Origin of the sequence: Belliella pelovolcani, from assembly GCF_900156785.1 — a bacterium.
GTDB lineage: Bacteria > Bacteroidota > Bacteroidia > Cytophagales > Cyclobacteriaceae > Belliella > Belliella pelovolcani.
The window spans coordinates 58,422-70,725 of the sequence record NZ_FTOP01000005.1; the positions used below are offsets into that span (position 1 = coordinate 58,422).

At 43.9% G+C, this 12,304-nt stretch carries 10 protein-coding genes; all 10 read left to right on the forward strand.

From position 1 onward, the window contains the following. The first annotated feature begins 1 nt into the window (after nucleotide 1). From BW935_RS07250 to ftsA, 10 genes are read left to right on the forward strand one after another with little or no spacing between them, the layout of a single operon-like run. Nucleotides 2–382 (forward strand): FtsL-like putative cell division protein, encoded by a 381-nt coding sequence (locus BW935_RS07250; protein WP_076500039.1) that lies wholly within the window; start codon nucleotides 2–4, stop codon nucleotides 380–382. Further along, nucleotides 379–2,490, forward strand: a complete 2,112-nt coding sequence (locus BW935_RS07255) for a penicillin-binding protein (protein ID WP_076500041.1) — start codon at nucleotides 379–381, stop codon at nucleotides 2,488–2,490. Before BW935_RS07250 ends, BW935_RS07255 begins: the two co-directional genes overlap by 4 nt. Next, nucleotides 2,491–3,954 carry a UDP-N-acetylmuramoyl-L-alanyl-D-glutamate--2,6-diaminopimelate ligase gene (locus BW935_RS07260; RefSeq protein WP_076500043.1) on the forward strand — a complete coding sequence of 488 codons (1,464 nt, stop codon included), beginning with the start codon at nucleotides 2,491–2,493 and terminating at the stop codon, nucleotides 3,952–3,954. 3 nt (nucleotides 3,955–3,957) lie between these two features. Then, entirely contained in the window at nucleotides 3,958–5,169 is a 1,212-nt protein-coding gene (gene mraY, locus BW935_RS07265; protein ID WP_076500045.1) for a phospho-N-acetylmuramoyl-pentapeptide-transferase, read from the forward strand. 1 nt (nucleotide 5,170) lies between these two features. Continuing rightward, nucleotides 5,171–6,526: a UDP-N-acetylmuramoyl-L-alanine--D-glutamate ligase gene (gene murD, locus BW935_RS07270; RefSeq protein WP_076500047.1), complete on the forward strand. Its 1,356-nt coding sequence runs from the start codon at nucleotides 5,171–5,173 to the stop codon at nucleotides 6,524–6,526. Next, a complete protein-coding gene (locus BW935_RS07275) occupies nucleotides 6,523–7,695 on the forward strand; it encodes an FtsW/RodA/SpoVE family cell cycle protein (protein ID WP_076500049.1) in 1,173 nt (390 codons plus the stop codon). The genes murD and BW935_RS07275 overlap by 4 nt, the downstream gene beginning before the upstream one ends. A 12-nt stretch (nucleotides 7,696–7,707) precedes the next feature. Further along, nucleotides 7,708–8,817 (forward strand): undecaprenyldiphospho-muramoylpentapeptide beta-N-acetylglucosaminyltransferase, encoded by a 1,110-nt coding sequence (gene murG, locus BW935_RS07280; RefSeq protein WP_262484358.1) that lies wholly within the window; start codon nucleotides 7,708–7,710, stop codon nucleotides 8,815–8,817. Next, a complete protein-coding gene (gene murC / locus BW935_RS07285) occupies nucleotides 8,814–10,208 on the forward strand; it encodes a UDP-N-acetylmuramate--L-alanine ligase (protein ID WP_076500052.1) in 1,395 nt (464 codons plus the stop codon). The genes murG and murC overlap by 4 nt, the downstream gene beginning before the upstream one ends. Further along, complete coding sequence (locus BW935_RS07290; RefSeq protein ID WP_076500054.1) at nucleotides 10,198–10,953, forward strand: cell division protein FtsQ/DivIB; 756 nt, start codon at nucleotides 10,198–10,200, stop codon at nucleotides 10,951–10,953. Before murC ends, BW935_RS07290 begins: the two co-directional genes overlap by 11 nt. Before the next feature lie 10 nt (nucleotides 10,954–10,963). Continuing rightward, a complete protein-coding gene (ftsA, locus tag BW935_RS07295; RefSeq protein WP_076500441.1) occupies nucleotides 10,964–12,283 on the forward strand; it encodes a cell division protein FtsA in 1,320 nt (439 codons plus the stop codon). Nucleotides 12,284–12,304 lie beyond the last annotated feature (21 nt).

A 12,304-nucleotide genomic window follows, 5' to 3' on the forward strand; every position in this document is an offset into this window, starting at 1 on the left:
CATGAGTCAGAATACATTCAAAAAGAAAATCAAGCAGGGTGCTGCTCCCAAAGGGAAGAGAAAGAATCTCTTTACCCTGATGGAGGAGAAGCTCGATGTGCGTGGGATTCTAGGTGAAGGTATTCCAGTGAAGTTTGGACCGCCCTTTTTCTTCGCAGCATTTCTTGCGATGATTTATATCTGGTCCAATCACCGTGCGGACAATATGATCCGCAAGATCGAGCGCATGCAGCAAGAGGTGGAAGACCTCAGGGCAGATGTGACCACGCTAGAAGCGGAGTACATGCTCAGCAGTAAGCAATCTGAAGTAGCAAAAAAGATTCAGCCACTTGGCATATATGAAATAGACGAGCCTCCTATAAAAATCAAATACAAAAAGTGAATATCAAACAATCCATAGTACTGAGAGTAAGAGTTGCCTTCATTGTGGTGACCTTATTTGCTGGGCTGATCTTTTATAGGGTCGCCCATTTGCAGTTTGTGGAGGGGGAGAAGTGGCAAGCCAAATCCGAAAGCCTAAATTTTCAATACAGACAAGTCAGCGCTACTCGGGGTAATATCTATGCGGCAGATGGAAGCTTGTTATCCACCAGTTTGCCTTTTTATAGGGTAGTTATAGATCCATTAGTTGCCAAGCAAGAGGTGTTTGATAAGGGGATTGATTCCTTATCCTATTTACTTTCCTCTTTTTACAGAGACAAATCAGCAGATGCTTACAAGCGTAGCATCAAGGATGCGAGAGTCAGTGGCAAGCGCTATTTGATTTTGAATAGAAAACAGATTGGCTATCAAGAGATGCAAGCCATGAGCAACTGGCCGATCTTCAGAAATGGCCGCTTGGGAGGTGGGGTAATTTTCGAAAAAGTAGAAAAACGCTACCGTCCTTTCAATAATCTCGCTTCTCGTACCGTCGGTTTCCTCAATGAAGACAAGTATGGTGTAGGTGTAGAGTATAGCTTCAATGAATACCTAGAGGGGAAAAACGGCAAGGCACTTTTCCAAAGAATCGCTGGGGGCAGCTGGAAGCCTGTCTTCGATGCAGAGGATGTGAAGCCAGATGATGGATTTGATGTCTATACGACTTTGGATGTCAATATTCAGGATGTGGCTGAGTCTGCACTTTTGCGTCAGCTGATGAGCAAAGATGCAGAATATGGCTCTGTGATCGTCATGGAAGTGGCTACTGGCAAGATCAAAGCCATAGCCAATCTCCAGAAAAACAAGTCAGGGTATGGCTATTCCGAGAATTACAATTTCGCAGTTGGAGACCAAGGGCTGACAGAGCCAGGGTCTACGTTCAAGTTACTCTCAATGCTAGCGCTACTAGAAGAAGGTAAGATCAACCTCAATGAAAAGATTGAGACAGGTGATGGCACATTCAGGTTCTTTGATCGTACCATGCGTGATGCGAAGCAGGGAGGTTACGGAGAGATCACCATCAAAGAGGCCTTCGAAAAATCCTCCAATGTCGCAGTTTCCAGACTGGTCAATGAGCATTTTGGACATCAGCCGAAGAAATTCATGAGCTACATTGAAAAGGCAGGACTTAATCAACCTATTGGATTTCAGCTGAAAGGTGAAGGTGCGCCATATTTCAAAAATCCTGATGAAAGGAACTGGTATGGTACTACGCTACCATGGATGTCTATCGGTTACGAGACAAAACTGACCCCACTACATACACTGATGCTTTACAATGCTGTGGCCAATGGAGGGAAAATGGTCAAGCCAATGATCGTAGAGGGCATAGCCAAAGCAAATAAAATTGAAAAAAGATTCGATACCGAAGTTCTGAGAAAAAGTATTGCTTCAGCTAAGACCATCAGGCAGTTGCAGGAGCTATTGGAAGGCGTAGTGGAAAATGGTACCGCCAAAAATGTACACAACAAAGATTATAAGATCGCTGGAAAGACTGGAACTGCACAGAAGTTGATAGATGGTCGCTATACGCAGCGCTACTACACCTCTTTTGCAGGCTATTTCCCAGCTGACAATCCAAAGTATTCTGCCATCGTGGTGATCGATAGTCCGAAGGGCTTCAATGCTTATGGAGGTGATATCTCAGCACCTGTATTCAAGGAGATTGCAGACAAGATCTATTCTCAAGACTTGGAGATCAATGTCAAATCTCAACCTAAGTTTCAATTTGCAAACTTGAAGACAGATGAATTTCCTTACATCCAAGCTGGAAAAGTCGACGAGCTACAGATGCTTTGTAACAAATTTGGGATTTCAAATCACTACAATGACGGTGGAGAGGCATGGGTCAAGTCTACCGTGGTCAATAAGGCCATTCAATGGAAAGCCAATAAAGTCGAGGCTCCGACAATGCCGGATGTGAGTGGCTTATCCTTAAGGGATGCATTGTATGTATTGGAAAATAAAGGATTGAGAGTAGTCTATCAAGGTAAAGGCAGGGTCAAAAATCAGTCTATCAACCCTGGAGCTACGATCAGTCAGAATAGCGTAATCAGTTTAGTATTAGGATAAATGAAGGATTTAAAAGACATATTATACAAAGTCTCTTTGACAGGAACCATAGGTGATATGGATCAAAATGTCAATAAGCTTGCTTTCGACAGCCGCAAGGTAGACGAAAAAGATGTCTTTGTAGCCATCGCCGGTACACAGGTAGATGGGCATGCCTTTATCCCGACAGCCATTGAAAAAGGTGCGAGTGTAATTGTCTGCGAACAGCTTCCTGAGGACATTCAGGAAGGGATCACTTATGTGACCGTAGCTCATTCCACCAAAGCACTGGGCATCATGGCTGCCAATTATTATGAAAATCCATCTGAAAAGTTGAAGATCGTGGCGGTGACGGGTACCAATGGTAAAACCACAACCGCCACTCTTCTCTATCAGCTGTATATAGAAATGGGCTATCAGGTAGGCTTGATTTCCACGGTCGAAAACAGAATTTCGGATCAAGTTGTACCAGCCACACACACGACGCCTGATGCTTTGAGCCTTCAGGAGTTACTCAAGAAAATGGTTGCAGCAGGTTGTACCCATTGCTTCATGGAAGCTAGCTCTCATGCCATCGTGCAGGAGCGATTGGCAGGGTTGAAGTTGATGGGGGCTGTGTTTACCAATATTTCCCATGACCATCTGGATTACCATGGGACTTTCGATGAGTACATCAAAGCCAAAAAGTTACTATTTGACAGGCTGCCGAAGGATGCATTTGCTTTGACCAATGCGGATGATAAACGTGGAATGGTAATGTTGCAGAATACACAAGCCACGAAGCAGTCTTTTGGTCTAAGATTCCCAGCAGACTTCAAAGCCAAAATCTTGACCAATTCCATAGAAGGATTGGAGCTTGAAATCCAAGGCAAGCAAGTATGGTTCCGCATGATTGGGGAGTTCAACGCTTACAATATATTAGCGGTATTTGGAGTGGCAGTTTTGTTGGGAGAAGAGGAGGAAGAAGTCCTGATGCAACTGTCCAAAGTGCCAGGAGCACAAGGAAGGTTTGATAAGATCACCATTGCGGGAGTGACTGCGATTGTAGATTATGCGCATACACCTGATGCTTTGGAAAATGTCCTCAAGACGATTCAAGGCGTGCGAACAGGTGGGGAGCAGGTCATCACAGTGGTAGGCTGTGGAGGCAATAGAGATAAGACCAAGCGCCCAGTTATGGCTAAAATCGCCACAAACCTCAGTGATAAAGTCATCTTGACTTCAGATAATCCACGTGATGAAGAGCCTATGGCAATCCTTAGAGAGATGGAAGCTGGCGTCAATCCGGTAGACTTCAAGAAGACCATCATCATCGAAGATCGCAGAGAAGCCATCAAGACTGCTTGTGTCATGTCCAACCCTGGTGACATCATTTTAGTCGCTGGCAAGGGGCATGAGACTTATCAGGAAATCAAAGGAGTAAAACATCCTTTTGATGACCGAGCTATAGTGAAAGATTTACTCAACCTTTTGAATAAAAGCTAAAAGATGTTATACCCGATTTTTGAATATTTCGACAAAGTATTGGATATCCCTGGCACCGGGGTGTTTCGCTATATCTCCTTCAGGGCAGGGATGGCGGCACTCTTGTCATTGATCATCACGATTACTTTTGGAAAAAACATCATCGATTGGATTCGCAATAAGCAGATTGGCGAGACGGTAAGAGACCTCGGTCTAGAAGGTCAGCAAGAGAAAAAAGGTACCCCAACCATGGGCGGATTGATGATCATGGCCGGTATCATCATTCCTACTTTGCTTTTTGCCAATGTCAATAATGTTTACATCATTCTTTTGCTGATTACTACCGTTTGGTTGGGCGGAATAGGCTTTTTGGATGATTATATCAAAGTATTTAGGAAAAATAAGGATGGACTTGCAGGTAGGTTCAAGATTGTGGGTCAGGTTGTCATTGGGATAGTAGTAGGTGCTACACTGTACTTTCACGATGGCGTAGTGGTAAGAGAGTTTACCAATCCAGTATCTATCGAGGAAGGTGTTGTAGAGACACCTGCCTTCAAAGACGTGAAGACAATGAAGACCACCATCCCATTTATGAAAAACAATGAGCTCAATTATGAGCGCATATTTGGATTCTTGGGTGAGGCTGCTACACCTATTTTCTACATCCTGATCGTGATTTTCATTGTGACTGCGGTATCCAACGGAGCCAATATCACAGATGGAATAGATGGATTGGCCGCAGGGACTTCGGCCATCATAGGGCTCACCATTGCAATCTTTGCCTACATATCTGGCAACGCCATTTTCTCCCAATACCTGAATGTCTTTTTCATTCCTAATTCTGGTGAGTTGGTGATTTTCTGTGCGGCTTTTGTCGGAGCTTGTGTAGGTTTCCTTTGGTACAACGCTTACCCAGCGCAGGTGTTTATGGGAGATACAGGAAGCTTGATGCTGGGTGGTGTGATTGCAGTATTGTCTTTGACGCTGAGAAAGGAACTGTTGATTCCTGTTTTGTGTGGGATTTTCGTGATTGAGAATGCTTCTGTGATTATCCAGGTGTCCTATTTCAAATACACCAAAAAGAAATATGGTGAAGGTAGAAGGGTCTTTTTGATGTCCCCATTACACCACCATTATCAAAAGAAAAATATTCATGAAGCTAAGATTGTGACCAGATTTTGGATCATCGGGATCCTATTGGCGATCATCACCTTAGCAACTTTGAAATTGAGATAAAATGAGCAAAAAGATAGTCATACTAGGCGCAGGCGAAAGCGGATTGGGAGCAGCATTGCTCGCCAAGCAGCAGGGCTATGCCGTGTGGGTATCTGATATGGGCAATATCTCTGAGTCTCGCAAAGTACAGCTCCATGCTGCTAATATTCCATTTGAAGAAGGGAAGCATACTGAAGCAGAAATCCTCAGTGCGGATGAAATTATCAAAAGTCCGGGGATTCCCAATAAAGCTCCAATCGTCAAACTAGCCTTAGAAAAAGGAATTCCGGTGATTGATGAGTTGGAGTTTGCTGCTAGGTATTCCAAGGGAAAAGTGATTGCCATCACAGGCACTAATGGTAAGACGACGACTACGCTATTGACCTATCATCTTCTTCAGAAAGCTGGATATGATGTTGGCCTAGCGGGGAATGTAGGACAAAGCTGGGCTGGTCAATTGGTCGATGGAGACAAAGCTTGGTGGGTGTTAGAAGTGAGTAGCTTTCAGATTGATGGTTTCTTGAGCTTTAAGCCCAATGTGGCCATCTTGACCAACATCACAGCTGATCATTTGGATCGTTACGATTACCAATTGGATAAATACATCGCTTCCAAAGTATCGCTCTTTAAGAATATGGATGCTGATGACTTGGCGATTGTGAATGGAGACGACTTAAACGTCCACAATGGACTGCTCAAGGCTCCGGTAAAAGCTCAGCTGGCTAAGTTCTCCATTGAACAAGCGCAAGCGTTTGGTGCATATTATGATGGAGAAGTGATAGCTATTCAAGGTGATCAGCATTTCAATATTGATATTTTGAATATCAATTTGAACGGTAAGCACAACATGCAAAATGCCATGTGTGCGATCTTGGCAGCTACCGCTGCGGGAATCAAACCTGATACAATCAAAAAAGCTTTGGCTGATTTTCAAAATGCTCCCCACCGCATGGAATGGGTAGCAGAGATCAATCAAGTGGCATTTGTAAATGATAGCAAAGGAACCAATGTAGATGCGACAATTTATGCATTGGAGAGCTTTGGAAACAAATTAGTCTGGATCGCTGGTGGTGTTGACAAGGGCAATGATTACACCGTGCTTTATCCATTAGTTGAAGAGAATGTAAAAGCTTTGATCTGTTTGGGTACGGACAATGAGAAATTGAAAGCAGCTTTTGCTGGTAGAATCCAAACGATAAGAGAAACTGAAGATATCGCACAAGCAGTTGCTTGGGGCTTGGAGCTTGGGGAAAGAGGATCCGTGGTATTGCTTTCGCCCGCATGTGCCAGTTTCGATCTTTTCAAAAATTATGAAGATCGTGGAGAGCAGTTCAAAGCGGCAGTGATTGCGCTAACAAAAGAAAAAGTCAAATCATGAATAAGGCCAAGGAATTTATAGATAGAAATCTCAAGGGTGACCCAATTATTTGGGCTATTGTGATCCTATTGTCTATCATCAGTATTCTGGTGGTCTATTCAGCGACAGGTACTTTGGCTTACAAATACAAGGGAGGTAATACCGAGACCTATATCGTCAAGCATGCCTTTTTGGTATTCTTGAGCTTGGGAGTGATGTGGGCTGTACATAAGATTCCATATAAGACCTTCGGTATTATTGGGAAGCTCTTGTTATTCGTTTCTGTACCATTGTTGATTTTTACTTACTTCTTCGGTTCCAACATCAATGACGCGAATAGGTGGTTGACCATTCCGGTCATAGATCAGGCGTTTCAGCCATCAGATCTTGCCAAACTTGCGCTGATAGCTACTTTGGCAAGTTTTCTTGCAGGAAAGCAACGGAACATCCGAGATTTCAAAAACACTTTCATTCCAGTGATGATCGCAGTTGGTGTCATTTGTGGATTAATCGGTATTGCCAACATGTCTACAGCAGTTTTGTTATTGGTGACTTGTTTGCTTTTGATGTTTATAGGAAGAGTTCCGATGCGATACACATTTCTAATTGTGATGGTAGGGATGTTGGCTTTGACTGCGGCAGTATTCTTCGGTCAGCGCGGGGGGACTTTTGTATCTAGGATAGAGAATTTTATTTCTGGTGAGGAGATCCCTTATCAGGCAGAGCAATCATATATCGCTATTTCCACAGGAGGGATCACTGGAAAGGGGCCAGGTAATTCGGAACAGCGCAATTCATTGCCCCACCCTTACTCTGATTTTATCTATGCGATCATTATTGAAGAATATGGATTAGTTGGCGGTGGTGGCGTATTGCTGCTTTACCTAGCCTTATTATACAGAGGCATGCGCATCGTCGCTTCCTCTACAAAGCCTTTCGGTGGATTGCTATCTGCGGGATTGAGCTTCGCCCTTGTTTTGCAAGCCATGGTCAATATGGCAGTAGCGGTTGGTCTTGGGCCGATTACAGGATTACCACTTCCATTGCTAAGTATGGGAGGAACCTCTTTGATATTTACTGGATTTTCCTTGGGGATTATCCTTAGTGTCAGCCGTGGAGACCATGAAGATGCAGAAGCACCAATAGTAGAAGGCAACAACAGACCAAGAAGAGCATTTCAACCAGCCTAAACATAAAGCACTATCAAAAAGAAAAGAACATATAGCATCATGATCAGCGGTGGCGGTACTGGAGGGCATATTTACCCTGCGATTGCCATAGCCAATGCCTGGAAATCCAAATATCCAGACAGTGATTTTCTATTTGTGGGTGCCGAAGGTAAAATGGAAATGCAGAAGGTGCCAGAGGCTGGCTACCGCATAGAGGGATTGAAAGTGGCTGGACTTCAGAGAAGTCTTAGCTTATCCAACTTAAGTTTTCCATTCAAGCTCCTAGGAAGTCTCAGCAGGGCAAAGCAATTGCTCAAAGATTTTCAACCAGATGTAGTCGTAGGTGTAGGAGGCTATGCAAGTGGTCCATTATTGTTTGCAGCGCAGAACAAAGGAATCCCAACATTACTTCAGGAGCAAAATTCTTACGCAGGCTTGACCAATAAGCTTTTGTCCAAGAGGGCGAAGAAAATATGTGTGGCTTATCCGAATATGGAGCAATTTTTCCCTGCGGATAGACTGATCTACACAGGCAACCCAGTCAGAAAAGATATCATGGAGTTGGAGGGGAAAAGGGATCAGGCAATGGTACATTTTGGGCTTGTTGAAGAACGAAAGACGCTCTTGGTACTAGGAGGAAGTCTAGGAGCTCGTACGATCAATCAAGCTGTATTGACTGAGATGGGAGCTTTTGAGCGAGCTGGCTATCAGGTATTATGGCAGTGTGGTAAATTTTATTTTGCTGATATGTCTGCTCAAGTGGCTGCGTCTGGATTGAAGCATATCCACGTGAGGGAATTTATCCGAGAGATGGATTTGGCTTATGCTTCAGCAGATGTGGTGGTATCTAGGGCTGGAGCGCTTTCAGTATCTGAGTTGAGTTTGGTAGGCAAGCCGGTGGTGTTTATCCCTTCGCCCAATGTAGCCGAGGATCATCAGACCAAGAATGCCATGGCCTATGTCTCTCAAGACGCAGCCGTCTTACTCAAAGATGCAGATGCAATCGGAAGCTTGAAGGCTACTGTAGACAGCATCACCAATGATGAAGAGAAGGCCAAAGAATTGGCTCAAAACATAAAAAAATTAGCAAAACCAGAAGCTGCCGCGGCTATCGTGGAAGCCATAGCAGCATTGATCCCATGAAGTTGAATCACCTACATAGCGTCCATTTTCTTGGTATCGGTGGTATCGGTATGAGTGCCTTGGCGAGATACTTCAACCACTTGGGTATACCTGTGTCTGGCTATGATAAGACGCCTTCACCGCTTACGGAAAAGTTAGCTTCAGAAGGGATGCAAATCAGCTTTTTGGATAGCGTAGCTGAAGTGCCAGCTCGTGTTAAAGCCAATAAGGAAAACACGCTAATTGTGTGGACTCCTGCCATGCCAAAGGATTCTGAGCAGTTGAATTTCTTTAGAAATGAAGGCTATGCACTGCATAAGCGTGCAGCAGTTCTTGGGATGATTACAGCTAATATGCCGACCATCGCGGTCGCTGGGACTCACGGTAAGACGACTACCTCGTCAATGGTGGCGCATCTATTGAAATCTGGTGGCGAAAATATCGCGGCATTCTTAGGAGGGATTACTCAAAACTATCAGAGCAACCTGATTCTCCATGACGAGCAGGCTGGAGCATCTACTGTAGTGGTTGAAGCGGATGAATTTGATCGATCTTTCCTTCATCTACACCCCAATACAGCAGTGCTGACAAGTGCAGATGCCGATCATTTGGATATTTATGGTGATGATCAAGTGATGATGGATGGGTTTAGAGCTTTCTTAGACTTGATTGCCCCTGACGGGAAATTATACATTCAGTCCAAGGCTTACGAGAAATTGGCTAAGTCGGACTTTGGAACAGTCAAAGTAACCAAATACGGCGTCAAAGCTGGAGAAATACAAGCTGAGAACGTCAAGGCTTTGCCGGGGTATTTCAGTTTTGATTTTGTCAAAGGGTCAAAAAGAATCAATAGCCTTGAACTGAGAATGCCTGGCTTCCACAATGTGGAGAACGCATTGGCAGCGATAGCGATTGCTTTGGATTACGGCTTGACTGAGGATAAAATTACAGCAGGATTGCGGTCATTCAGAGGAGTGAAGCGCAGGTTTGAAATACACGTGCAAGAGGATAGCCAGGTCTATATCGATGACTATGCACACCATCCAGAGGAGATATCAGCCTTTTTGGGATCGGTTAGGGCCATGTATCCTTCAAAGCGACTGACAGCTATCTTTCAGCCGCACCTGTTCACAAGGACAAGGGACTTTGCAGCAGGATTTTCAGAAAGTTTGTCCTTAGCGGATGAAGTGATTCTCTTGGATATCTATCCTGCAAGGGAATTGCCAATCGCAGGAGTGACTTCAGAAATGCTGCTAGCTGATATCAGTGCTGATAAGAAATCCTTGCAAAGTAAGGAAGCGATCTTGGATTACCTGAATGCCAATAGACCAGAAGTATTGGTCACCATTGGTGCAGGAGATATTGACAGATTAGTAGAACCGATAGCTAAATGTATGAGAGATGAAAACTAGAACGAAAAAGACGATCGTTTTTAGCCTCTTGGTCATGGTGCTGGCAGGCTTCATCGGATTTGTAGAGAAGCAAAGTGCAGATAAGCGTCTCAATCAGGTGCATATCAAAGTAAACCCAATCGCTGACGTGTATTTTGTGGATGAAAAAGATTTGCTTCAAAGATTAGAGACAGAGTTTCCGCTGTTGAAGACAGGTGTTTTGGTTAGTGAAGTAAACCTCAATCAACTTGAGAAAAAGGTTGAGAGTCATCCTTTTGTAAAAAATGCAGAAGTCTTTAGTGATTTGAAAGGGAATATCTGGGTAGAAATAGATCAACACAAGCCCATGGCTAGAATTGTACGACCTATGGCAGCGGACGGCTACATTTCTACTGAGGGGGTCATCTTACCTACTTCGCCCAAGTACACCACGCGAGTATTGACACTAGAGGGTAGTTATGCTGAGCGCTTGCTGCAAGAGCAAAAGTTAGGAGTAGAGCACCAAGGCCTGATGGACTTGATCAGATTTATTGAGAAAGATGAGTTTTGGAAAGCTCAGATCACGGGTTTGGAGCTCAACAGAAAAAATGATATCCGCATGTACCAGCAAGTAGGCAAGCAGGTGATAGAGTTTGGGGCAGCGGAGCAGATTGAAGAGAAATTTAAGAAGATAGCACTCTTCTATAATGAGATTCTACCTGCCAAAGGTTGGAATACATACAGCAGAGTGAATGTAAAATATAAGGATCAAATCATTTGTGAATAATTGAATGGCTATGGAAAATGACAAATTAATCGTCGGTTTAGACATCGGAACCACCAAGATCTGCGCAATCATCGGGCGTAAGAATGAATTTGGAAAACTAGAAGTACTCGGTATGGGCAAGGCTGTCTCTGATGGGGTCATCAGAGGAATCGTGACCAATATCGATAAGACTGTCAACGCCATTCAAAAGGCAGTGCAGGATGCTTCTGATATGGCGGATGTAGATATCGCAGAGGTGATTGTCGGCATAGCTGGACAGCATATCAAGAGCACTGTGCACCATGGCGTGACTTTTCGCAAGGCCAACGAGGATGAGATCACTGTCGAGGATGTCAGAAGGCTCTCCAATGATATGGAGAACATCGTCGTGCCTCCAGGGAATTCTATCATTCACGTGATGCCTCAGGATTATACGGTGGATTATGAAGATGGCATCAAAGATCCAGTAGGGATGTCAGGTTCTAGACTTGAAGCTGATTTCCATATCATCACTGCGCAGACCACTGCTATCAACAATATCAATAGATGTGTAAAGAGAGCAAGCTTGATCTCCAAAGACCTGATCCTTGAACCTTTGGCAAGCTCACTTTCAGTATTGAGTGATATCGATAAAGAAGCAGGTGTGTGCTTGGTAGATATTGGAGGTGGAACTACAGATATAGCCATATTCTACGACAATATCATCAGACATACAGCGGTGATTCCTTTGGGAGGAAATATCATCACTACAGATATCAAAGAGGGATGCATGGTCCTGCATCACCAAGCAGAATTATTGAAGACAAAATTTGGAAAAGCCATAGCCGAAGAAGCCAACCCAAATGAAATCGTCTCTATTCCTGGCTTAAGAAATAGACCGCCGAAAGAGATTTCTATCAAAAACTTAGCTGCCATCATCCAAGCTAGAATGGAAGAGATCATTGAGTATGTACAAAACGAACTCGTAGCCAGTGGACATTACAAAAAGCTAGCAGGAGGAATTGTCCTGACAGGTGGAGGATCTCAACTACAAGGTGTAGCTCAGCTATTTGAGTACATGACTGGACTAGATACCAGAATAGGTTATCCAAATGAGCACCTTGGTAAGTGTAAGATTGAAGAAGTAAAGAGTCCAATGTACGCTACTACGGTAGGATTGGTATTGGCTGGCTTCAAGTCTATCGATGATAGGGATACGCAATATAACGAAAGAACCAAGCAGGTAAAGGAGCATGAAATGAATGTCAGGACTTCAAAAGTGGTGGCGTCAGGAGATAACCTCTTTTCCAACATTCGCAATAGACTCAAAGACATGATCGGTAGTGATATCGATGAAGATAGTAATTACTAGGGCTTATCGAATTGTGGGGAG

Excerpts from the sequence above, each read along its gene's own strand:
- BW935_RS07290 (WP_076500054.1), top strand. The coding sequence starts at position 10,198 with ATGAAAACTAGAACGAAAAAGACGATCGTTTTTAGCCTCTTGGTCATG.
- BW935_RS07275 (WP_076500049.1), top strand. The coding sequence starts at position 6,523 with ATGAATAAGGCCAAGGAATTTATAGATAGAAATCTCAAGGGTGACCCA.
- BW935_RS07260 (WP_076500043.1), top strand. The coding sequence starts at position 2,491 with ATGAAGGATTTAAAAGACATATTATACAAAGTCTCTTTGACAGGAACC.
- murC (WP_076500052.1), top strand. The coding sequence starts at position 8,814 with ATGAAGTTGAATCACCTACATAGCGTCCATTTTCTTGGTATCGGTGGT.
- ftsA (WP_076500441.1), top strand. The coding sequence starts at position 10,964 with ATGGAAAATGACAAATTAATCGTCGGTTTAGACATCGGAACCACCAAG.
- murD (WP_076500047.1), top strand. The coding sequence starts at position 5,171 with ATGAGCAAAAAGATAGTCATACTAGGCGCAGGCGAAAGCGGATTGGGA.
- mraY (WP_076500045.1), top strand. The coding sequence starts at position 3,958 with ATGTTATACCCGATTTTTGAATATTTCGACAAAGTATTGGATATCCCT.
- BW935_RS07250 (WP_076500039.1), top strand. The coding sequence starts at position 2 with ATGAGTCAGAATACATTCAAAAAGAAAATCAAGCAGGGTGCTGCTCCC.